General features: G+C 40.4%; 17 protein-coding genes. 4 read left to right on the forward strand and 13 right to left on the reverse strand.

The window, feature by feature from the left end; translation table 11 throughout:
* Positions 1 to 41: 41 nt before the first annotated feature.
* Both H2672_RS14320 and H2672_RS14325 read right to left on the reverse strand, forming a co-directional pair.
* Positions 42 to 206 (reverse strand): hypothetical protein, encoded by a 165-nt coding sequence (locus tag H2672_RS14320; protein WP_186672505.1) that lies wholly within the window; start codon positions 204 to 206, stop codon positions 42 to 44.
* Positions 190 to 1302, reverse strand: a complete 1113-nt coding sequence (locus tag H2672_RS14325; protein ID WP_186672507.1) for a glycosyltransferase — start codon at positions 1300 to 1302, stop codon at positions 190 to 192. Before H2672_RS14325 ends, H2672_RS14320 begins: the two co-directional genes overlap by 17 nt.
* A gap of 319 nt (positions 1303 to 1621) precedes the next feature.
* Here H2672_RS14325 and H2672_RS14330 point away from each other — a divergent pair, with 319 nt between their 5' ends.
* Positions 1622 to 2530 (forward strand): C40 family peptidase, encoded by a 909-nt coding sequence (locus tag H2672_RS14330; protein WP_186672509.1) that lies wholly within the window; start codon positions 1622 to 1624, stop codon positions 2528 to 2530.
* Positions 2531 to 2796: 266 nt separating this feature from the next.
* On the opposite strand, the gene H2672_RS14335 is transcribed toward H2672_RS14330, so the two are convergent.
* Entirely contained in the window at positions 2797 to 4485 is a 1689-nt protein-coding gene (locus H2672_RS14335) for a methyl-accepting chemotaxis protein (RefSeq protein ID WP_186672510.1), read from the reverse strand.
* A gap of 238 nt (positions 4486 to 4723) precedes the next feature.
* Between H2672_RS14335 and H2672_RS14340 the strand changes: the two genes are divergently transcribed.
* A complete protein-coding gene (locus H2672_RS14340) occupies positions 4724 to 4909 on the forward strand; it encodes an LCP family glycopolymer transferase (RefSeq protein WP_186672511.1) in 186 nt (61 codons plus the stop codon).
* A 470-nt stretch (positions 4910 to 5379) separates the two neighbouring features.
* On the opposite strand, the gene H2672_RS14345 is transcribed toward H2672_RS14340, so the two are convergent.
* The 4 genes from H2672_RS14345 to H2672_RS14360 are packed head-to-tail and all read right to left on the reverse strand — an operon-like array spanning position 5380 to position 9632.
* The gene (locus H2672_RS14345; RefSeq protein WP_186672512.1) at positions 5380 to 6753 is read right to left on the reverse strand and encodes an ABC transporter substrate-binding protein; all 1374 of its coding nucleotides are present in this window, start codon (positions 6751 to 6753) and stop codon (positions 5380 to 5382) included.
* Between the two features lie 31 nt (positions 6754 to 6784).
* Positions 6785 to 7603: a carbohydrate ABC transporter permease gene (locus tag H2672_RS14350; RefSeq protein ID WP_186672513.1), complete on the reverse strand. Its 819-nt coding sequence runs from the start codon at positions 7601 to 7603 to the stop codon at positions 6785 to 6787.
* Positions 7600 to 8502: a carbohydrate ABC transporter permease gene (locus tag H2672_RS14355; RefSeq protein WP_186672514.1), complete on the reverse strand. Its 903-nt coding sequence runs from the start codon at positions 8500 to 8502 to the stop codon at positions 7600 to 7602. Before H2672_RS14355 ends, H2672_RS14350 begins: the two co-directional genes overlap by 4 nt.
* Positions 8499 to 9632 carry an ABC transporter ATP-binding protein gene (locus tag H2672_RS14360; protein WP_186672515.1) on the reverse strand — a complete coding sequence of 378 codons (1134 nt, stop codon included), beginning with the start codon at positions 9630 to 9632 and terminating at the stop codon, positions 8499 to 8501. The genes H2672_RS14355 and H2672_RS14360 overlap by 4 nt, the downstream gene beginning before the upstream one ends.
* 424 nt (positions 9633 to 10056) lie before the next feature.
* Between H2672_RS14360 and H2672_RS14365 the strand changes: the two genes are divergently transcribed.
* Positions 10057 to 10932, forward strand: a complete 876-nt coding sequence (locus H2672_RS14365) for a glycerophosphodiester phosphodiesterase family protein (protein WP_186672517.1) — start codon at positions 10057 to 10059, stop codon at positions 10930 to 10932.
* Between the two features lie 238 nt (positions 10933 to 11170).
* On the opposite strand, the gene H2672_RS14370 is transcribed toward H2672_RS14365, so the two are convergent.
* From H2672_RS14370 to glgB, 5 genes are all read right to left on the reverse strand, one after another.
* On the reverse strand, positions 11171 to 13588 hold the full coding sequence (locus H2672_RS14370; protein ID WP_186672519.1) for a glycogen/starch/alpha-glucan phosphorylase: 2418 nt from the start codon (positions 13586 to 13588) through the stop codon (positions 11171 to 11173).
* 11 nt (positions 13589 to 13599) lie between these two features.
* A complete protein-coding gene (glgA, locus tag H2672_RS14375; RefSeq protein WP_186672520.1) occupies positions 13600 to 15024 on the reverse strand; it encodes a glycogen synthase GlgA in 1425 nt (474 codons plus the stop codon).
* A 36-nt stretch (positions 15025 to 15060) separates the two neighbouring features.
* A complete protein-coding gene (glgD, locus tag H2672_RS14380; RefSeq protein ID WP_186672521.1) occupies positions 15061 to 16167 on the reverse strand; it encodes a glucose-1-phosphate adenylyltransferase subunit GlgD in 1107 nt (368 codons plus the stop codon).
* A 755-nt stretch (positions 16168 to 16922) separates the two neighbouring features.
* A complete protein-coding gene (locus H2672_RS14385; RefSeq protein ID WP_186672522.1) occupies positions 16923 to 18068 on the reverse strand; it encodes a glucose-1-phosphate adenylyltransferase in 1146 nt (381 codons plus the stop codon).
* The gene (gene glgB, locus H2672_RS14390) at positions 18068 to 19987 is read right to left on the reverse strand and encodes a 1,4-alpha-glucan branching protein GlgB (protein ID WP_186672523.1); all 1920 of its coding nucleotides are present in this window, start codon (positions 19985 to 19987) and stop codon (positions 18068 to 18070) included. Before glgB ends, H2672_RS14385 begins: the two co-directional genes overlap by 1 nt.
* A gap of 1388 nt (positions 19988 to 21375) precedes the next feature.
* Between glgB and pulA the strand changes: the two genes are divergently transcribed.
* Positions 21376 to 23499: a type I pullulanase gene (gene pulA, locus H2672_RS14395; RefSeq protein WP_186672524.1), complete on the forward strand. Its 2124-nt coding sequence runs from the start codon at positions 21376 to 21378 to the stop codon at positions 23497 to 23499.
* 176 nt (positions 23500 to 23675) lie between these two features.
* On the opposite strand, the gene H2672_RS14400 is transcribed toward pulA, so the two are convergent.
* Positions 23676 to 24842, reverse strand: coding sequence for a pyridoxal-phosphate-dependent aminotransferase family protein (locus H2672_RS14400; protein WP_186672525.1), 1167 nt, complete (start codon positions 24840 to 24842; stop codon positions 23676 to 23678).
* Positions 24843 to 25036: the final 194 nt, after the last annotated feature.

A 25036-nucleotide genomic window follows, 5' to 3' on the forward strand; every position in this document is an offset into this window, starting at 1 on the left:
TTGCCCCATATATTCCAGGGCAACTCCATTACTATAGTAAATTATAACGCCCACTTCACTCTTTCATAAATAGCGAGCAGCACGAAGTTCACCGCGGCACTAATAACCGTACCGTATGCTATTGCTGAAACACCATACGTGTCAATCATCAAATAGATAACCGCAACAGCACCGATAATCTTCATCATTTTACTCGTTTTGATCAACCTGCCCCTTCACGGCTGAACGATAAATCGACAATAAGTCCTCTAAAATCGACTTATATGAATGCTGCGCTATTTTCGCCTGCACTACTACTTCATCGATGACAGTAGAATTCTCATCCAGTGCAGTCCATAAACCTTTCGCCAATGAATCCGGATCTTTCGGCTCAACCAGAATTCCTGCACGGTCTTTCAACAAATAAGAAAGCCCTCCAACGTTCGTTGCGACTACTTTCGTTCCAGCCGACATTGCCTCGAGTGCAACCAATCCGAACCCTTCATGATAGGAAGGGAGTACAAGCGCATCAGCCGCAGACATCCAAAGCGCCAAATCGGCTTGACCAAGAGGCTCTTTGAAATGAATATCTTCAACATCCTTTTCTCGGATGAACGACCGTAACTCTTCGACAAATTGACCGTCTTTCTGCGAACCAATTACATACAACGAACTATCAGGGAAGGACATTTTCAGTGAATCAAATGCTTCGACAAGTTCAAGAAGGCCTTTCGCTTGAATCACATTTCCGACAAAGATCAATATTTTCTCTTCTATAGGAAGGGCGAGACTTTCCCTCGCTTCTACTTTAGCTACATAGTTAAAAACGGATGTATCGACACCCATACTCATGACATGCACATTCGTTTCCGGAACTTCGAAGTTATTTATCACATCTTCCCGAAGTTTGTCGCCGACAACAATGACCGATTCCGCTTGTTGTAAGATTTTTTTTGTCATGTCGGCAATGCGCTGACTCTTTGCCGCCATCTTATCGATATCTCCACCGTGAACAGTCACAACATAGGGAATACCAAACACTTTTTTCCCAATCAATGAAATGATTCCTGTTGGAAACGCATAATGCGCATGTGTTAAGGATACATGCTTACGATTTTTCATCATGTATAAAATAGAATGGCAAAACCATGTCGTATATTTTTTTAATGCCTGGATTTTCCCTTTTCCAGGACTCTCAATAGCAACCACATCGATATCAAGACCAGCAGACTGAAGAAGGCCAACCTGATTTTTCACAAAAAGACCGTATGTTGGATGTTGCGTTGATGGATACATATTGCTGAATACGACTATTTTTCTCATTTCAGTTCTCAACCCCATCTTTCAATAACCTAACTAGTAAGACCTATATTTAGATTCAATAATTATAGCATATCCTCTGACATTCGACCTCCCGACAGCCAATACTGCAATCTAATACTATTTACTTCCCATAACAAATACACCATTTGATAGAATAGAATCCTGTCAAATGGCGTTTCACGACTACTTATGAATAAAATGAAAGCGTTGTAATGCTATTGTAATGTAACTGTAACCTAATTAGAGGTTTAGCTATGCTAAGATATTGACAGATAAAGCACACTCTATTATATGTGCGAAAGGGGATTTTGAGAACCTAATGAAACGTCTTTTATTATTAGTTTTTGCAAGTATACTATTTTCAACGTCCATCCCGTCCATGGCATCGGCAAATTCTGCAACTAATCTTGTAAACACAGCTCAATCATATATAGGTACACCTTATTCATACGGAGGGACAACCACTTCCGGTTTCGACTGCTCAGGATATACGCAATTCGTATTTAAAAAACAAGGGATATCCATTCCTAGAACGACTGACCAACAGTATGCTACGGGAACATCCGTTGCAAAAAGTGATTTGAAAACAGGCGACATTGTATTCTTCAATACAAGCGGAAGTGGAGTTTCACATGATGGAATTTACATTGGTTCCGGCAAATTCATCCACTCTTCTTCAAGCAAGGGCGTCATGATTTCATCAATAAACGACCCTGCTTACTGGGGCAGCCGTTATATCGGCGCGAGACGAGTAAATGATTTCACGCCTGGCACTCTCGTCGCATCGGTTGATACACCAACTGCAGTTAAAAAGGCTGTTACATACGCATCTCGTGCTGAAATTGCTGAGATACTTGTCCAAGAACTGGATTTGGAAAAAACGAGCACTCACTCTTCTTATTCTGATGTAGCTGCAGATCATCCACAACATGATGCCATCATTGCAGTGTCAGATGCAGGTATCTTCTCTGGTAATAACGGTAAATTTGATCCTAGTAGTGAAATGACACGTGCGCAACTTGCTAAAGTACTTGTAGGAGCATTCAATCTTAAAGGGTCTACAGAAACTTCCTTCAAAGATGTTCCAAAAGATCATTGGGCAAGTGAATATATTAACATTCTTTATCACAATGAAATTACAACCGGTTATGGCGATGGTAATTTTGGTCTAAATGATAAAGTTACTGCAAGTCAGTTCAAGAAATTCACTGATCGTCTCAATAACTAATTTCTTATTACCGGATGTTCCTTAAATGGAACATCCGGTTTTTTAATCTAAAAATTTAAGTATAATTATTTATTAGCACGTCTGTTGATTAGCCATTTTCTTGCCTAAGATACTGATAAGGTAGGCGTAAAATTCTTCAATTGGACGAGTACGTTTCCGGCTCGCTTTCGGAAAACTACTCACGGGAGTTTTATATAGTGCTAAGCAAAAAAGCGAACAACATGTCCGAAGACTAGTTGTTCGCTTTCGCTATTTCTATTTTACTATTACACTCTGAAATGCTTCATTTCCACTTGAAGATCTTCAGCAAGTTTCGATAATGTTTGTGCACTTGATGAAATTTCCTGATTGACCGCTAGCTGTTCTTCCGTTGCTGCGCTTGTATCGCCTGCAGCAGCAGCAGCTTCACCACTCAACTGTTCAATTTCGTTAGCACCATGGCTCACGTCTTCTGCCATCGCCTGGATTTCCTCAATTGCCGCAGAAACCGTTTCGACTTTAGCGGCAACATCCCCGACTGCTTGTTGAATTTCTTCAAAAACTAGACGTGACTGCTCGGTTGCTGCGATACCGCTATCTACTCGCCCATTTCCTGCCGTAATGGAAGTGACGGCCCGTTTCGAGGCATTTTGAATCATACTTACCATCTTACCGATTTCCGAGGCAGACGTCTTCGACTGTTCTGCCAATTTCCGGACTTCCTCTGCTACAACCGCAAAACCTTTACCGTATTCCCCTGCACGTGCAGCTTCGATCGCTGCATTAAGTGCTAATAAATTCGTTTGCTCCGCAATCGTCGTAATGAGCGTCGTGACTTTTTGAATTTCATTCGAATGCTGTGCCATTTCCTCCATAATTTTGGAAGACTCATGGATTGTTGAATGGATCGTCGACATCTGATTTGACATTTCCCCAACTACACTCGATCCTGTCGTAACGAGGTTCGCTACGGTTTCTGCCGCCTGTAGCATTTCTTCATTATTCGTCGCAATTTCAGCAACGCCTAATGATAGTTCTTCCATAGATGAACTAGACTGTCCGATAATCCTCTGCTGCTGTTCACTGCCGATCAGCTGATTTTCAGCGGTCTTGGCAACCATTTCTGAAGAGGCCATACTTTCTTCGGAACTCGCTGATAATTCTTCTGACTGAACTGCTAATTGAGCAGCTGAAACGTTGATTTTACGAACCATATTCGCGACATCTGTCCCCATTTTATTGAACGCTGCCGCCATATCTCCAATTTCATCTTTGTTGCTAACCACTAGTAAATCAATCGTCAAATTCCCTGCCGCGATTTCATTCAAGCCCTCTGTCACAACGCGTACTGGACGCGAGATATTGCGACTGATTAATAAGGAAATTATGATACCAGCAATCGTTGCAAAAATAATCGTACCGATAATAAGTAGTTTCGAAACGGCCACTAAACCTTTCAATTCAGTTCGCGTTTCCTCTAATGCCTTGTATTGTCCCTCTTTGATAATCTTTGCATTTTCCAAGACAAGCGAGCCAACATTGGCAGATGCCCGCCCAAGTGCTGATGCTTTGTGATCTTTTCCATCTTGGACATTTAATACAATTTCATTTTGCAGATTTAAATATTTTGTTCGAGCCACTTCAAGTTCATCCAATAACATCTGATGGTCTTTATTAAGTAGAATAACGTGCAATTTGTCGTACAATTCATTGTAACGATTTACATGTTCTGTACGTGTCTCCAAAAGTGAATCATCCTTGAATAACATAAAGCCTCGCACATCATCTTGAATTTCGTTGTGCTTTAAGATGAATTCATCTACTAACTCAACTTTTTTTACACGGTCATCTAGTAAAAAGGTATAATCCGAGTTTAGACGAATAGACGTCAATAAACCTATCACGCCTACAATTACAAGTAATACCAAAATTGTCGAAAAACCCGCCCATAATTTTCTCGCTACAGTAAATTTCATCATTTTCCCCCACGATCTTTTATCCTATTTAGATTATATAGCTATTAAGGTATAATAGCACTACTTTTATACCAATTCAGACTACTTAGTGGATCAACGACTTTTCCTATGGATGAATACAACGCCACTACTTGCATATATCGAATTATACAAAAGTGGTTAACTAAGGAGATTGCATATGACTAACAAGATAAGTTGGTCTGAACACTAATGATAAAATCAATCATGCCTATGCATTTTGGGGAAAGTCAATGGCCGTGGCATCCCAATTGATTATAGTGCGACCATTAATATGGAAGGGATTGAAAGCATTGTCGACGCTGTCGGTGGCATTTCGATCGAGAATGAACTCGATTTCCATGTAGATGATCATGTATTCCCTAAAGCGGAGATCCAATTGGATGGAGAAGTTGCCCTCATTTAAGTTCGGATGAAGTATGAGAATCCTAGTGGTGATTTCGGTAAACAGAACAGACAAATGAAAATCATCGAAGGCGTTTTACGTAAAGGTGCCTCTTTAATGGACCTTATGAACTATTAAGGTATTTTTAATGCACTTGGCAATAATGTTCGGACAAACATGACATTCGATGAAATGACAGATGTTCAAAAAAAATATTGTTCTGCTTTAGGTAAAGTGGAACAGCTTCACTTCCAAGATGGGAATGGTCAAAAGATGAATGGAATCTGGTATTATCTGTTGGATGACGAGGAACTGGTCGAGGTGTCAAAGGTATTGGGGGCACATTTGGGGTTGTAGGTTGTTTCAGTTTTGCGATACGATGTCTACTTGTGCCGAAGCGTTGCCTTCTCTCACAATTCCAACGAGAGCTAATTCGACATACGGAATACCCCTATTCGCATTACGCAAATAGGGGCTTACCTATTATGATTCTATTTCTTCGTTTTGTTGGCAATCTCCATTGCACGATTTGTTGCTTCAGCCGCCTTATCAAGTACTTCTTTTGGGTCTTTCCCTTGATAAAGGTCTTCCAACGCAGTGACAATCTGCTGGCGTGATTCCGGGAAGACTGAAATTAGCGCACCTTGTGTCGCAAGGCCTGGTACCGTGTCTTGCAACTGATCTACCGTTACTTTGTACTGCGGGAATTCCGCCCACTTCTCTTTTACATTCTCTTCATCATAGGCTTTTGGGTTAATGGCGAAATAGCCTGTATCCAAATGCCATTGTGCCTGCACTTCTGGCGTTGTTAAATATTTCATGAACGCCCATGCCGCTTCTTGTTCTTTTTCAGCGATGCCTTTGGACATCCAAAGCGAAGCACCACCAATTACAACACCGTTTCGCTTCACTTCATCCGCATATGGGATATAGGCAACACCTACGTCAAATGGCGCTGTCGTGATGGCACCCGCTACTCCTGCTGATGAATCCATATACATGGCAACTTTTCCGGATGCGAATGCTGCGCGGATATCATCCCAGTTCGTTCCGAAGTTACCGAATGTACCCGCTTTATTCATTGTATCCAAAAAGTCAAAGACATTAAGTCCTTCTGGTCCGTTAAAGAGTGCTTCTGTTGCGTCTCCTGAACGTCCATTGTCTTCATTGACATATAATCCGCCTTGCGTTGCAACGAGCTGTTCGAAAAACCACCCATACGTCAACATGGAGAATCCATACATCTCACCCTTTTTCAGTCTTGCTGCCGCATTGATTACGTCTGAAAACGTTTCGGGTGCTTTTTCAGGGTCAAGCCCTGCTTCCTTGAACGCATCTTTGTTGTAGACCATTACTGGAGTCGATGAGTTGAATGGCATCGAATAGAGCTCACCGTCGACTTTATAGTAATTTAGAATATTTTCTTCAAGCTGCGATAAATCATAATTATCTTTATCGATGAATGACTGTATCGGCTCAATATATCCGCTGTCAATCATATACTTTGTACCGACTTCGAATACCTGCGTAATGGCTGGCGCGTCTTTTGTACCGCCGACACCACGTAGTTTTGTCAGTGATTCTTCATAAGTCCCTTGGAACTCAGCAACCACTTCATACTTATCTTGTGAGTCATTAAAACCCTTAACGATTGAATCGAGTGATTCCTGCCCTGTACCAGACATCGCATGCCAAAATTCAATGGATACTATCGCGTCCTCTGATACTGTTCCTTCACTAGCACCTGGTTTGGGTGTTTCCTTCTCATCTTCTTTTGTAGCATTATCACTGTTCGTACACGCTGTCAGAACTGCCAAACTCAAAATAAGAAGCCAGAAAATTGATGATTTCAATAGTTTTATCATAGTAAGCACCCCTTTGATATAGTAGTGAACCTTATTTCAAAGCTCCTTGAGATAAACCTTTCTGCAACTGCTTCTGTCCGAGAAACAGCAATAACAATGTCGGAATAATGACTACGATAACGCCTGCCATAACCACCCCCCATTCTGTTCCTGTTTCTTGCGACTGCAATTGCTTTAAGCCAATTTGAACGGTTCGCACGGATTTATTTGTCGTAATAAGCAACGGCCATAAATACATATTCCAAGTCGTCAAAAAGCCATATGCACCTAACGTGACAAGACTCGTTTTAGAGACAGGCAGGATCACACGCCGGAAAAAGGCGAATTTACTTAACCCTGCGATTTGAGACGCTTCGTGCAACTCTTTCGGAATCGTTTTGAAATGTTGTCGCAGTAGGAACGTCCCAAATGCCAGTGCAAAAAATGGTAGCGTCAACCCTTGATACGTATTTAGCCAATCGAGTTTTTGGATAGTGAATTTATTTGGAATCATTGTTGCTTCCCACGGGATCATCATTGTCGATATGAAAAGGAAAAAGATGAAATCGCGTCCCTTAAAGTGGATGAAAACAAACGCATAAGCAGCAAGACTACACACCGCTAGTTGCCCAAGCATGACGCTTACGGAAACGATGAAACTGTTCAATAAGTAATTCAACAATGGCAACCTATCAAACACTTTAATATAGTTATCCAAACTAAATGATTGCGGCAGAAACTTCCCCTGCAATAGTTCGGGCCCTGTCATAAATGAAATCAAAAACGCATACATAACTGGAAAGAATACAAGAAATGACGTACTAATTAGCAGGAAGTAGATCCAAATCTTTTTAGGAAGGCTTGTTGTCATTGGTAATGGACCCTCCTTTCCCCCAGTTTGAATTGAAGAATAGTCACAACCAAAATAATGATAAACAAAGTGACCGCCTGCGCACTCGCCGTTCCAAACTGATAATTGATGAAGGCTTCACGGTAAATGGAGTAAACGATAAGATTCGTCGACGCCGACGGACCGCCTTGCGTCAAAATATCAATCTGGCCGAACGATTGGAACGCATTAATGAGTGAAATGGTAATGATGAAAAACAAAGTTGGCGACAACATCGGAAGTGTAATCCGGCGCAACCGGTAAAAATATCCTGCTCCATCGATCCTGGAACTTTCATAGAGATGTTCATCAATATTTTGTAACCCTCCAAGTAAAATGAGAAACGAAAAGCCGATATTCATCCAAATCGTCGAAATGGAGACGGATAGAAGTGCCCACTGCGGATCAAGCAACCACTGGATTTGTGGTAAATTCAACAAGCTCAGTAGCCGATTGAACATCCCCATACTCGGATTAAACATGAATAACCAGATGACGGATGAAGCGGCTACGGAAATGCCCATTGTCGACGAATACACTGTTCGAAAGAATCCAATTCCCTTCAGTTTTTCATTCGCTAACAAGGCGAAAAATAGCGCCAAGACGATGCCAATGGGTACTGTGTATAAGACAAATAACCCGGTTGCTTTCATACTGTTGATAAATGCAGTGGACTCTAGTAAATAACTATAGTTTTCAAAGCCAACCCATATCGCGGCATCTCCATTTTGGTCAGTTAAGAAAAAACTTAAGTAAATTGTTCTAAACATTGGATAAAAGACAAACACTGAAAAGAGGAGAATCGATGGCAATAAATAAAGAAGCGCAGTTCTGCCATTCGCCGTCTTTTTCCAGATTCCAGGCTTTTCAAGCGAAGTCATACGAGCACCTCTTTGCCGAACACGACGTTTCCAAGGTCCGTCGACTTTTTGATTAAGTCTCCAGTTCTTGCTTCAAAGAGACAGAACGCACCGTAGTCAATAAGGATTGGAATCGAATCTCCAATCTCGATATGCCATTGTCCACTCCATTTTGCCTTCCATTCATTAGTACCCAATTTAAATGAAAACACAGTTTCATTGCCTAAAACTTCAACGTTCGTTACGACGACATACAACTTGTCCTCTTCTGGCGACTCTTTTAAGGCGGGTCGTAAATGTTCCGGGCGGATACCGGCAATAAGTTGATACTCGGGAATAGTAATGATTTCATTTGACGGTACCGGCAAACGCAGTATATCTCCGATGACAATTTCTGACGCTTTTTTATCGGCATCGGAATACGCTAAATTCATTGGCGGTGAACCGATGAAGGTAGCTACAAATGGATTGGCTGGATTATTGTAAATATCAATTGGTTTTCCGACTTGTTGGATTTCCCCTTCATGAAGAATCATAATACGGTCACCCATCGTCATCGCCTCAACTTGGTCATGCGTCACATAAATCATGGTAATACCTAGCTTACGCTGGATCCGTCTGATTTCCGTACGCATATGAGCCCGCAACTTCGCATCCAAATTGGATAACGGTTCATCCATAAGGCAAATTGGCGATTCACTCACAATTGCACGGGCAAGCGCAACTCGCTGACGCTGACCGCCTGACAGTTCACGTGGTTTTCTTTTTAAATAATCGGTGAGCCCCAACGTTTCCGCCACTTCAGCCGCTCTTTCTTGCTGAGTCGCTTTCTTCACTTTTTTCACGTCCAGCCCAAACGTAATATTTTGCTGAACTGTCAAATGTGGATAAAGCGCATAGTTTTGGAATACCATTGAAAGGTCACGCTTATCCGGTGATAAGTGATTGGCAACCTGATCACCAATTTTAAGCGTGCCACTGGTAATAGTCTCAAGGCCCGCAATCATCCTGAGCATCGTACTCTTCCCACAACCGGATGGACCGACAAGGACAAAAAACTCGCCAGGCTCAATGGTTACGTTTATATTTGAGATAACATCTACCTGTTTATCGTATGACTTTGACAAATTAATAAGCTCCACTTTTTTCACAAACTCAATCCCTTTCCATTAATTAAGAAAAGCACAAGGCGCCGTCCAGCCCCGACAGGCATAAGTAAGGAAGAAGGCAGTCTAAGAGCGCGACGTCCTGTCGCAACAACTGCATACCTGCCTCCTTGCAGGCACGAGGAGGCGTACTTCGCCCCCACAGCAAAATGGCTTTCAAGGATCACAGCCTAATTTCGCCGCGTCCTGCGGCAATGGCTGCTTGACTCACATCCTGTGAGCCTCCGAGGGGTTGGCGCCTGGAGTCTAGACACCGCTCCAGGTGAAAAGCTAATACTTCCTAATCTTTTTAAAAGGCGATAAGTACAACTCTCTGCTATACCTTTCGATAAATAGACGCTATTCCCTTCATTGTTGATGAAATCTTTACAAACATTTACATTTGCAGATTAAATAAGGAGTGACTGCGATGAAAAGAGTATTGGTGGTGCTTCTAGTACTTTTACTGTCATCTGGTTCTACGAAGCCCACTGTTGAACGTGCGTCTTTACCTGATGACTTCCTCGTCATCGCCCACCGTGGGGCATCCGCCTATGCACCTCCTCACACGATAGTCGCCTATGAGTTAGCTGTTCAAATGGGGTCAGACTACATCGAACTTGATGTACACATGACAAGAGATAGAAAACTTGTTGCGATGCACGATTCCTATTTAACATTTCAAGACACAGAACAAGCCATTGCTGATGTGACATTTAATGAACTTCAACTTTATATGCCCGGTGAGGAATTTAACGAAAGGAATCCCCGATATGCTTCTCCTATTTATAAACAATTACGCGTTGTAGAATTAGAGGACATCCTTCTCCATTTCGGCGACTCAGTCAACTATTATATCGAGATGAAATCACCCAATGCGTATCCGGGTATTGAAAAAGACCTGCTACATCTACTTCGAGAAAATAACCTTCTAAGTGGTGATGATGTGATACCAAAAGTGATCATTCAATCATTCAACGAAAATAGTTTGAAGGCTATATTCGCCATGGAACCTTCCATTCCGCTTATAAAGTTATATTCATTCGACAAAGAAGCCCGTCTTTCAAAGAAGAAAGTGCAACAACTTAAAAAATATGCATCAGGTGTAGGTGTCAACGTGGATTCGGTGACGAAAAAGTTCATCAAATCAATGCATAAAGAAGGATTGGATGTCCATCCCTTTACCGTTAATGATAAAAAATTGATCCGAAAACTTATGAAAATGGGTGCTGATGGAGTGTTTACAGATAATCCGGATGTAGCCGTGCGCGTAAAAAGTGAAGAAAGAAGTTTGGATGCCAAGTAGGATGTTCATGGCGATTGTGTTCTTTATTGTCGAAATCATGTTGCTTGTGTGGATTCGTCAATTTCGGTCGAAAAGCTTAACAGAAGACATGAATTGAAAAAATCCTGTAAGAAGTAAATTCACTTCTTACAGGATTTTTTGTATGGGTTATTTAGTTAATTCGACAAAATGTTTAGTAATGAATCAGCTTAGTTTTGAACTCCCTTTACACTACGATTAAGGTTGCTTTCCGTTCACTTCAAACCTGTTTTTTCAATTTCCAGATCTCTGTCGCATAATCTTGAATTGTCCTGTCGCTGGAGAACTTTCCTGAATGAGCGACATTCGTAACACTCTTATGGAGCCAGGATAATTTATCACGGTACGTCTGCTCCACTAGCTCTTGGGTTTCAAGATAAGGCTCAAAATCTTTTAAGACAAAATAAGGATCATTTTGGGATAAAAGATTGTAATAAATATCTTTAAACTCAATTTCATGCGATCCAAACTCACCGTGATTTAATTGATCTAAAATCCGGCTAACCCTGTCGTCCGTATTGTAAATATCCATAGCATTATAACCGCCATGTTGATAGTAATTCAATACTTCATCCGCTGTTAAACCGAAAATGAAAATATTTTCATTGCCAACGGCTTCTTTAATTTCAACATTTGCACCATCTAGCGTACCTATTGTTAAAGCGCCGTTCATCATCATTTTCATGTTGCCAGTACCTGATGCTTCCTTACTCGCAGTTGATATCTGTTCACTAATATCGGCTGCCGGTATGATTTTTTCAGCGAGGCTGACATTATAGTTTTCTAAAAAAACAACTTTCAGCTTACCTTGAATACCCGCATCATGATTTACAATCGAGGCCACCTTATTAATAAGCTTAATTACTTCTTTCGCTAAATGGTAGCTCGGTGCGGCCTTTGCTCCGAAAATAAATGTGCGTGGAATCATATTCAGATTTGGATTTTCTTTCAATTCATTGTATAAATAAATAATGTGGAAAATGTTAAGCAATTGACGTTTGTATTCATGAAGCCGTTTAATTTGCACATCAAAAATTGATTGATCATCCACTAAAATACCCGTGCGCTCATGAATGAGGTTAGCTAATACTCGCTTATTTTCATGCTTCACTTGACTAAATTTCTCTAAAAATGAAGCATCCTTGGAATACTTTAATAAGCTGATAAGCTGTTTGGGGCGCTGTATCCACTGCGGACCAATTGACTCTGTTATAAGTTCCGACAATTTCGGATTTGCTTGCAACAGCCAACGGCGATGGGTGATTCCGTTCGTCTTATTATTAAAACGATCTGGGAAAAGTTCATAAAAGTTCTTCATTTCCTTTTTCTTTAAAATATCCGTATGAATTTGCGCAACACCATTCACACTGAAGCTACCCACAATTGCAAGCCGCGCCATGTGAATTTGCTCATCAGCGATGATGGCTAGCTCCGGAATCTTCTCCCTAAGCTCTTGATGATCAAACCAGAGTCCTTTACAAAAACGCTCGTTGATTTCATCAATAATCATATAAATACGCGGAAGTAGATGCTCCATCATTCCTTTTGGCCAGGTTTCAAGCGCTTCACTCAATGTCGTATGATTCGTGTAGGCAATTACTTTTGTCGTTACATCCCAGGCACTGTCCCAACTGAAGTGCTCTTCATCCATAAGAATTCTCATGAGCTCAGGGATTGCTAAAGTTGGGTGCGTATCATTCACTTGAATAACCACTTTTTCAGGTAAATACTTTAACGATTTTTGATGATTCTTTTTAAAGTCGTTAATGATATTTTGTATACTGGAAGAAACAAGGAAATACTGTTGCTTTAAGCGCAACTCTTTTCCTTCATACTTCGAATCGTCCGGATATAAATACCCTGAAATTTGCTCAATCGAATGCTTATGATCTAGATCATGGTAAAAATGTGAGTCATCTAGGTCTTGACCAACTGATTCTGCACTCCAAAGACGAAGTGTATTGATCACTTCATTTTTATAGCCAACTATAGGAATATCATAAGGTATCGCCATGACCTTATCTGTATTTTCATGTTTAAATTCGATATTGCCATCATTTCGCTGAAACATATGTACGTTTCCGTGATAATGAATGCAAATGGCTTCGTCCTCTTTTCGCGTTTCCCAAGCGTACTGATCCTTTAACCAATAATCCGGAAGTTCAATCTGGTTACCATTGATAATTCGTTGTTCGAATAATCCGTAACGATATCTTATTCCGAAACCATGTCCAGGATATTTAAGGGAAGCTAATGAATCAAGAAAACAAGCTGCTAATCGACCTAACCCGCCATTCCCTAAACCGGCATCATGTTCTTGGGCATATATAGTATCAGGGTCAAATCCTAACTGCTTCAGCGCCTCATTTGACTGTTCAAGCATCCCACAATTAAGCAGGTTACTTTCGAGTAAACTGCCAACTAAAAACTCCATCGATAAATAATAAACTTGTTTACAACTTTTCTCGATATATTTTTTTTGAGTCAATTGCCAATGAGGTAGGATCTCCTCATTGACAATTGAAGCAATCACATAATACATATCTTTACCGGTCGCATCCGCTACTTCTTTTCTTTGGTCTGTTTGTAATTTACTTATGATCCGTTCTTTAAATCCATCCACAGTTAGTTCAAGCAAGGATCTACCCCCTATACGTTTATTGTCATTAACTGGTCATAAATAGTTGCATACTCCCGAGCTGAATCCTGCCAGCTGAACTGACTTTTATTCACATTCTTAACCACTACAGACCACTGTAGAGGATCATGATAAATTCGTAACGAATAGCGTAAGGTAGCTAATAAATCATCCGCATTGTAATTCGTAAAACTAAATCCATTTCCTTCACCAGTTAGTTCGTTAAACGATTGAACTGTATCCTTCAGTCCCCCCGTCTCCCGCACAATTGGTACCGTTTTGTATTGTAAGGCAATGAGTTGGGCTAATCCACAAGGTTCAAACTTTGATGGCATGACAAAGAAATCAGCACTTGCATATAATTGTCGCGCTAATGCTTCATCAAAAGCCAACAAGGTCACAAGTTTATTCGGATGACTTTCAGCTGCTTCTGTAAAATACGTTTCAAATTCTTCATCACCGGTTCCTAAGATAATGAATTGAACATCTTCGTGGAGAAAATCATCTAAAATATGTTGAACAAGATGCAAGCCTTTTTGTTCAACAAGCCGAGTGATAATAATATAGAGCGGCTTTTCAGCGGCAATCGGCAATCCTAGTTTCTCTTGAATCATCATTTTATTTTCCTTCTTTTTAGCCCTCGAAGAGCGGAAGTTAACTGCAATTGCCGGATCTGTTTGAGGATTATAATCTTTAGTATCAATACCATTAAGCACACCGCTTAAATCAGCGGACCGTTCCAAGAGAAATGGGTGAAGTTCTTCACCATAGTAAGGGTCTTTTATTTCTTCTCCATAACTAGGACTAACGGTTGTGATTTTATCGGCATGAAACAAACCGCTTTTCAAACAGTTCAACATCCCATTCCATTCAAAACCACCAATATGCTCCCGTGACATATCAAAGAAATCCTCAAATATGTCGATTGGCATCATGCCTTGGTACTTAATATTATGAATTGTCATGACCGTTTTCATATCAGCGATTGGCTGAAGTATTTTAGCAAGAGCAACAGCCATACCCGCTTGCCAATCATGTGCGTGGAGTACGTCCGGTTTAAAGTCTAGATGGGTTAATGCTTCAATAACAGCACGACTAAAAAACAAAAACCTTTCACCGTCATCATAATACCCGTATACCCCTTTACGGGTGAAATAATACTCATTTGAAACGAAGTAATAAATAATATTATTATAGTTTAAAGAATAAAGACTTGCTTCCGAATTACGCCACCCAAGCGGTACATTGAAGCTCATATGATACTCCATTTGATTTCGCCACTCTTCCGGTATTTCATCATAAAGTGGAAGAATCACTCGCACCTCGATTCGTTGGTTCGCTTTCAATGCTTGTGGAAGTGACCCGATCACATCTGCTAATCCACCAGTTTTAATAAAAGGAGTACATTCCGAAGCTACAAATAATACGTTTCTCATATGAAATCTTCCCTTTCCAACCAACGATTTCTTATTTTACATAACTTGTCTTTTTGCAACGACATATGGTTTATCCTTCGACCCGATTAATTTTTGATTGGCGGTCACATGAACGTCTTTATCTAATATCACATTCTCCAAATAGACACCTGCTTCAATCGTACATCGCTGCATAATAATGGAGTTTTTTATCGTGGCTCCTTCTTCTACGGTTACACCCCGAAACAACACACTACCCTCTACCTCGCCAGCAATAATACAACCATTTGCTAGAATTGACTTTTTGACACTCGCTTCATTACGATATTTCGTAGGTGGCTGATTCCCAACCTTTGTCCTAATAAACGGTTGTTTATAAAACAGTTCCTGATAATTCTCCTCGGATAATAGGTTCATATTATGACGATAATAACTCTCGATTGAATTGATAAACACACCGTAACCATCGTTGTTATAAGTTTGAACCTTTAACGTAGCAAGATTCTCTTTAATGCCATGGACAAAAAAGTGATCTTGGTGGTGTGCGATACATTGATCAACTAACGTCATTAATAAGTCTTTGTTTATAATATAAACACCCGTGAAAAGGTTGTTATTCTGCTTATCATTCGTGATAGTAGTAACCCGGCCATCTTCGTCTGCTTCAATACGAAAAGCAGAATCATGTTCAGTATTTAACGTCTCGACATGAGTAGAGATCAGCGTTATATCTGCTTTATTTGCAAGATGACTCTTAAACGCATCTTGATAACTCGTATTTGTTATAAATTGACTTCCGCTAACCAGCACATAGGAAGATTTTCCACGATCAAAATAATCACGGTTATTATGGAAAAAACTTAGATCGCCTTTTGAAATATCGGATGGATCGTTCCAGTCCGGTGGAAGAATAAACAAACCTCCATTGCGCTCATCCATCTCCCAGCTATCCCCTGTTTGAAGATGATCCATTAGGGATCTATATTTATTGCGGGTAAAAATCGCTACTGACTCTACATTCGAATTTCCCATATTGGAAAGCGGAAAATCAATCAAGCGATAACGACCTGCAAATGGAATTGAGGCACCACTACGAAAATAAGTTAATTCATGAAAAAAATGATGCTCGTGTTCCAGATTAATAAGGCCCATCATTGTGTTCATCTATTTTTCCCCCTTAAATTGTCTAGCTAAGTTAAAATAACTATTCCCTTCAAATCCACTGCGGCACTCAGGGATACCCCCACCCTTAGCCAAGCAGCTTACTTTTGTGATAAAACACAAGGCGCCCTATGTGCAGGTGCTTTCGGATTGCTTTAGACTGATCGACTCCTATACACTTACCGCGATTTCCTACGCAGCTTTTTCGTTAATTGTATAGTGGCCGTTCGTCCGTCGCTCTCCAAAGTTACAGGTACACGAAGTGCTAAAGTTTTTTGGGACGAAAGAATAGTTGGCTTCTTATCTGGATAAAGGCCGCCAAAGATGCAATTTTGGCTGCTCACTCCTTCTTTATGATTTTTTCCATTTTTAATTTTAGGTAGTGACACTTTCTATAGGGAATTACATGATCCCGAGCGTACCCTTGGTTAAAAAGTAAGTTAGGAACGCATTGTAGAAAGTGCAAGCGTGCCCGAAATTGCATCTTCGGGCACTTATAACTTCTATGAAAGGTCATCTATTCTACTATTCCAAGCAACTGCAACTTTCACTTGAACGTTGTAGGTACGCGACAGGCAACTAATCGCAACAGGATGATCAAGGTCGGTGAGGAATGTACTTCAATTCCTCCCCAAACCTGTCGTGATTAGTTTGGCCGAAAGCGGACCGGAAACGTACTAGTCCAACTGAGAACTATAGTTCCAATGTTCACGACATTCTTTCATTGAAAAGTTCAATTTGTGCTTCTATTGCTTAGCCTAATAACTTAACGCTAAAATCTCCTCAAGTGTTTCTTGATTGATGACGAGCGGCTCTTCAGTAAGACCGATGCTAATATGTGTTCCTTCAGGTATCTTTGTATTTTCCATTACAATCACTCGTTCTAAAATCGAGTTCTTACCCACCTCTACGCCTGGGTACAAAATTGATTGCTTAATCATGCTATCAGGGTGAATCACTACATTTTCAAATAATACAGAACTGTCAACTGTTCCACACACCCGACAACCAGAATTGATCAATGAATGCTTTACAACTGCAGTTTCCCCGATATATTCCGGGGGTATGTTCGTTTCATTGGTGTAGATTCTCCAGTTCGCATTATTTAACAAGAGACTCCAATCTTCATCAAGTAGGTCCATATTGGCTTCCCAATAGCTTTCAATTGTACCGACGTCCTTCCAATACCCTTCGAAACGATAAGCATACAAGCGAAGATTATCAGTAACCATCGCTGGAATAATATCCTTTCCGAAATCATGACTGGAGTGACTATTTGCAGCATCTTCCACTAAATAGGCTCTTAACAATGCCCAGGAAAATATATAAACGCCCATAGATGCTAAATTATTTTTTGGTTTTTGCGGTTTTTCATCAAATTCGTAGATGCGCATGTTCTCGGTCGTATTCAAAATTCCAAACCGTGATGCTTCTTCCCAACTCACTGGGATTGCAGAAATGGTGACATCAGCGCCCGTTTTTTTATGATCTTCCAACATTGCTGCGTAATCCATTTGATAAATATGATCACCCGAAATGACAAGGACATATTCTGGGTCATGCCGATCGATAAAATGAATATTTTGATAGATTGCATCGGCCGTGCCAGAATACCAGTTTCCTCCTTCTTTCGCTGTATAAGGGGACAGTATCGTCACACCCGTATTTTGCCGATTCAAGTTCCACGGTTTTCCATTCCCAATATGTTTATTTAATTCGAGCGGTGAATATTGAGTCATCACGCCCAATGTATGAATCCCAGAATTTGTACAATTACTTAACGTGAAGTCAATAATCCGATACTTACCACCGAAGTGCACCGCTGGTTTCGCTAAGTTTTTCGTTAATTCTCCTAAACGTTTTCCTTCTCCGCCAGCCAATAACATGCCTACACAATTCTTCATTAATTAGCCTCCTCGATGAATTCCGGTATTAGTTTGCATTTGAAAATAGTAATAGCTAAAGGTGGTACCTTTATTTTTATATGCTGTGATAATGTGTGCCATTTTTGCGGGATGCTAAAGTGGTTAGCATCGTTTACTTGTCCAGATCCCCCGAATTGAACAGCATCGGAATTAAAAACTTCGTGATAAGTCCCGGCCCTTGGCACACCGATTTTATAGTCAAAAAGGACATCCGGTGTGAAATTGCAGACAATAATTAGTTCTTCCCCTGGACTTGTACTACGTCTCCGAAAAGCAATCACACTTTGATTGATATTATGAGGATCAATCCACTCAAACCCTTCAGAATCATGATCTAATTCATAAAGTTCTGGATATTCTAGATAGAAATGATTGAGCGCTTTGACATAGTTAAACATCGCTTTATGAAGTGGATACTCCAGTAGATGCCAATCCAATTGTTCTTGATCCTTCCATTCAGCGTACTGCGCTAGCTCGCCTCCCATGAATAATAACTTTTTACCAGGGTGCGCCATCATATAGCCATATAGCAATCTAAGATTTGCAAACTGTTGCCACTGGTCACCAGGCATTTTATCAAGCAATGATTTTTTACCATGAACGACCTCATCGTGTGACAGCGGTAGTAGAAAATTTTCCGTATGTGTATACATAAATGAAAACGTAAGTAAATTGTGGTGCCATTTACGGTGAAATGGATCAGCTTCCAAATATGTAAGCGTGTCGTTCATCCAGCCCATATTCCATTTGAAATTAAAACCAAGCCCTCCTACATGTGTAGGCGCCGTAACAAGTGGTAAATCTGAACTGTCTTCAGCCATCATCATTACGCCTGGCTCATATGAAAAAATAACTTCATTTAATTTGCGAATAAAGGCATATGCTTCAAGATTTTCATCTCCACCGTATGAATTGTAGATTTTATCCTTGTCTTCTGATTTATCGAAGTTAAGATAGAGCATACTAGCTACTGCATCTACACGAATCCCATCGATATGGTATTCTTCTAGCCAAAAAAGCGCATTGGAGATTAAAAAACTTTGTACTTCTGGTCGCCCAAAGTCGAAGGTTAATGTTCCCCACAACTTTTTTTCAGCTTTTCGGGGATCGGCATATTCATATAATGGCTCCCCATCAAATTGACGAAGTGCAAAATCATCCTTACAAAAATGACCAGGAACCCAGTCCATAATGACTCCGATGTTGTGTTGATGGCATTGATCAACAAAATATTTAAATTCATCACGTGGACCATAACGCGACGTGACAGAAAAATACCCAGTTATTTGATAACCCCATGACAAATCAAATGGATGCTCTGCAAGTGGAAGTAATTCAATATGTGTATAGCCGAGCGATTTCACATAAGGAATCAATTGATCAGCAAGTTCGCGATATGAATAAAATTCACCGTCTACGTCTTTTTTCCAAGAGCCTAGATGAACTTCATAAATCGATACTGGTGATGTATACACATCAAACGTTTTCTTTTCTTCTTGCCAATCAGTATCGCTCCACTCATATACGGATAGCATCGGGGTTAAAGATGCCGTTTCAGGGCGAAGCTCAGATTGAAGAGCATATGGATCTGCCTTCAATAGCACCTGACCATTCTCCGATACAATTTCATATTTATAAGGGGTATTTTCAGGAATGTCCGTATAAAAACCAACCCATAACCCTTCGTTCGTGATTCTCTTTAATGGGTGTAAATTGCCTTTCCATTGATTAAAGTCACCGACTACATGGATTTCTTCGGCGTTAGGTGCCCACACTACAAATCGATAACCTTGAGTACCTTCCCATTCAATCGTATGGCAACCTACTAATTGGTGACTATGATAATTAGTACCTTGGTGAAATAAAAATAGTTCCTGTTCTGAAATATCGTAATGCATCGTGCTGACTCCTTTCTTGAGCCAATTAAGATTATATTCATGAAGGTATACGAATATGACTAGTTCTTCTTTGTCGTGGATCATTTATTATTTACTTCTTTGTAATAGTTGAGTATTGGAATGACACAACTTTCATATCCTAAGCAATTACAATTGGAAGAACAAAAGTGCAAGCACCTGTTCAGAGGCGCTGAAGTCTTGACGTGAAATCTCTATGTCACTGCTTATCCATAGTTCGTAATTTTCTAGTTTCCTATGCTACGTAGAACCCTTATTGCTATCGCTTATATCACATTCTATGTTAGCAGATTAGTATGTAAATAAATTTTAAATCGTTCTACAAATTTCTTTTTTTGTGAATTTAATGTTAGTTTTTGTCGAATGAAGGACTTAACGCTGACTTCATTTCCATATATAAATTAAGTGAATTAATTAAACCCCTGTCTGTTGATTAAACATTTTCTTGCATAAGATACTGGTCAGGTAGGCGCAAAAGTCTTCATTTGGACTAGTACGTTTCCGGCTCGCTTTCGGCTAAACTAATCACGACAGTATTACCGTGGGACTAGTGTGGCCAGAAGTGACTTCGTCACTTCTGGCCACACCCTTTTCGATAATCCTGTTGCGAATAGTTGCCTGTCGTGTACCTACAACGTTCAAATGAAAATTGCAGTTGCTTGGAAAATAAGAATAGATGACTTTTCACAGAAGGTGTAAGTGCCCGAAGATACAATTTCGGGCACGTTTGCATTTTCTACAATGTGTTCCTTACTTACTTCTAGCAAAATTGTGCTTGTCATCATGTGCTTACCTGTAGATATTAACACTTCCTTAAAATAAAAAAGAATAAACCATAGAGAAAGTATCAGCAGCCAAAATTGCATCTTTGGCGGCTTTTCTCCAGGTAAGAAAGCAGCTATTCTTTCGTCCTAAAAAGCATCAGCACTACGTATACTTATCCATTTGGAGCAGGGCGGATAAAGGGCCACCCTACGATTACCGAAAAAAATGTGTAGAGATGCGACAAAGTCGCATCCCTACACAACCAGACATCCCGGTAATGGTATAGTAGACGTTTAATCCAAAGCAATCCAAATGCAACTATACAAGAAGCGCCTAGGGTTTGATTACTTTATTTACTGATTATTTATGGTAAATAAGCAGATATTGTTTAAACTTTTAATAGGATGACAATAACTTCAATGAACAACAAATATCGATTTCCGGTTAAAGTTTAGGTACGTTTCTTAAATTGGTGGAAGAACATATACTAAGATTAAGCACGTATGAATGGAAATTACAGGGTTAGATTTTAGGTAATGATAATAGAGACATTGGCACCCGTACGTCCAGTATGTTAAATCTAAACAAAATAAGGGGGTACTTTTGTGGAAACTCATGTAGCTTGGATCGATGATGTTCACGTGCTAACCGTTATCGTGAACGATAGTTCAATAGCGCTGCACACGGAAGAACCACCCATCATTTATTGGGCAGCAAAAGAGAAGTACTTTTCGACAAAGGTTGAAAAAGTAAACGCTGATTCCACCGTAAGAATCATTCTTTTAGAAGAACTGCCAATCGGAGAAAGTCTTGTACTCTTATGGGGCACAGCAAAGATCCCTGTTTATCCTAGAGCAATCGTCCGAACAGATTGGTTTGATCAGCACTATGGCAATTTGACAGCCAAATTAGGGACTGACTACGAAGACTCTGCAACAACATTCTCTATTTGGGCCCCGACGGCTACTTCTGTAAAGGTACATTTAGATAATCGTAATTTTTTAGTGAATCGACAAAAAAGTGGTCTTTGGCAACTAAAAATAGATGGTGACTGGCATGGTTTTGCTTATCATTATGAAATTGTCGTCAATGGACAAACGACATGTTTGAATGACCCCTATGCGAAAGCTATGCTTGCTAACAGTGAAAAAAGCGTGATTATAGACCCCGCTAAAACAGACCTGCCTAATTTCAGCAAACGAAACAGACCAAAACTTCAAAATTTACAAGATGCAATTATCTATGAGTTACATGTAAGAGACGCAACAATTCAAGAAGAAAGTGGGATCGTTAATCGAGGGAAATTTTTAGGTTTGACAGAAACAGCTACAACAACTAAAAATGGTTTTTCAACAGCGCTCACTTATATGAAAGAATTGGGTTGCACGCATGTTCAACTTTTACCAATTAATGATTTTGCACGCGTAGATGAAACTAGTCCGAACGACAACTATAATTGGGGCTACGATCCATTATACTTTCAAGTACCAGAAGGAAGTTATTCCGTGACACCCAATGACCCCTTGGCAAGAATCATTGAATGTAAAGAGATGATTCAAGCGTTTCATCAGGAAGATATCGCGGTCATCCTTGATGTCGTTTATAATCATGTTTTTATCATGGAAGAATCACCTTTTGAAAAGCTTGTTCCTGGCTATTACTTCAGGTATCACAGTGATGGAAGCCTTAGTAATGGAACTGGGGTAGGTAATGATTTTGCAACAGAACGTGCAATGGCGCGGAAATTCATAGTAGATACGATTGATGTTTGGCTTAATGACTATCATGTAGATGGATTCCGTTTCGATTTAATGGGGGCCATTGATATCGAGACAATGAACAAAATTCATGAACGCTGTAAAGAAGAATCAGTACCGATTATGTTGTTAGGTGAAGGTTGGGATCTTCCAACGGCATTAGCTCCCGAAAAGAAAGCTACTTCCATGCACGCCAATCAATTAATGGATATCAAATTTTTCAATGACTACTTCCGCGATTCACTTAAGGGGCAGTTGTTTAACAAACTTGATACTGGTTATATAAATGGTCAAGGTCGTTTCGTTGAAAGGCTACACAATCTCGTATCTGGAACCGCATTAGAAGAATTAGGTGCACCATTTGTGTACGAGGTGAACCAAACAATTAACTTTGTCGAATGTCACGATAACCATACACTATGGGATCGGCTTCTACTTAGCAATGAGCAAGACAGCGATTTGACGCGTAAGAAAATGCATCAACTTGCTTCAGGAATCACGTTATTAAGCCAAGGGATTCCGTTTATCCATGCCGGTCAAGAATGGTTTAGAACGAAACAGGGCGATGAGAATAGCTATATTTCCGGTGATCGCATCAATCAATTAGATTGGCGGAAAAGAGAAGTAGAAAATGACAATGTTGAATTTATTAAAACGCTGATTGCGCTACGAAAAAAATATGATGTATTTCGCCTGACTTCTAAACAAGAGATTAGAAGAAGATTATATATAGTAGACACACCGGCTCCTGTTTTTGGCTTCATATTACTTGGCGATAACGAAGACTTCGCCATCTATGTTAATCCAACAAAAATAGCCTATCAGTTGCGCTTACCTTCATCGGCAATATGGCGAATTATGGCGAACAATAATTTTGAAAAGAACACAGCGCAACAGGAAGTAATAGGTGAATTTACATCTATCGATCCTTACGAGTTAGTCGTCTTTAAGAAATCACGAGAGATTGAATAAGCAAGGGGTACCCAGCTGCTTAGCTTTTGGGCGCCCCTTTTTTGTGATTATACGCAGCAGGATAGAATTGGTCGACAGGGTTATTTGATTGGTTCGCGGGGTTAGAAAATCGCTCAACCTTTTTTTTAGCAAAAAAAGGACTATCCATTAAAGGATAGCCCCCTTTATTTCCTTACTCAAACAACCACTTGTACTTCTTGCTTAAACCGTTCAACTGCCTTCGCCGAATCAGCTGGATGGCCCAATTCATTCAAGGTGTCACCAATTAATTCAACCGCTTTTTCCAACATTTCCTCCGTTGTATTCCCCATATGCCCAATGCGGAACGCTTTGCCTGCTAAATGAGCAAGTGAGCCTGCGACAATCACACCTTTTTTACCAAGTGCTGCGCGGAATTCCGCGTCGTTGACTCCCTCTGGATAAAGGATACAGCTCAATGTTGATGCTGCAACATCTTCACCGGCAATTGCCTTCATGCCATATTCAGACAGCGCGGCTCGTACTGCTTTGCCGAATGCAGTATGGCGAACAATTCTAGTCGACAAGCCTTCCGCGTGTACGAGTCTCATACCTTCATCATAGGCATAAATCAAGTTCACGGGCGGTGTTGCAAAATATTTTGAAGGATCGTTCATGACAGGAATCCAATTATAGATATCGCAATAATAAGCGGAAACGCGTTCCAACTGCTTTCTTGCGGCTAATGCTGTTTGATTGAAGGCGACAATAGCCAATCCCGGTGGTACACCAATCGCTTTTTGAGAACCTGTCAAAATGACATCAATTTTATAGTCCGGATGGCCATATGTTTTACTCATATCTTCTTCCATCGCAGCCGTTGCACAGACACCGTCTAAAATGACAAGTGCACCATGCTTTTTCACGATTGGTACAAGTGCTTCGAGATCAGCTGCAACACCAGTCGAAGTGTCGGCATGCGTAATTGTCACTGCTTTATAATGCCCATCAGTAAGTTTCGCTTCCACTTCTTCAGGCGTAACTTGCTTGCCCCATTCCGATTGAAGTACATCCACTTCTATGCCAAAAGCTTGCCCTAACTTAATGAACCGGTCCCCGAAGTAACCTTGGCTGACGACTAATATCTTTTCCCCAGCTGCGACCGTGTTAACAAGCGCCATTTCCATTGCAATCGTTCCTGATCCAGCAACGACAAACACTTCTCCGTCTGTTTGCAACATTTCACGCGTCTGCTCAATAGCATTTTTGTAAATCGCAACAAACCGTGGATCAGTATGTCCTCTCGTTTCACTCGCCAGCGCATTATAAATGGAATCTACAACAGGCGTCGGTCCAGGTATCAGTAGCATTTCTTCGTTTCGCATTTTATTTCCCCCTACCTATTTTCAAAATATACTTTCTAGCTCTAGTACTACTTCCATACATGTCGCTTAAATCCTCTTATAGTTAATCAAAGCAAGTAAAAACGGCTTTATTCCACTTGTAGGAATAGAGCCGTTACTATGTCACTCTTCGTTCGAACCCATACACCGCTCGCACTCGAACAATGGGGATTCAA

The sequence above is a fragment of the Sporosarcina sp. BP05 genome (assembly GCF_014282005.1).
In the GTDB taxonomy this organism is placed as follows: domain Bacteria; phylum Bacillota; class Bacilli; order Bacillales_A; family Planococcaceae; genus Sporosarcina.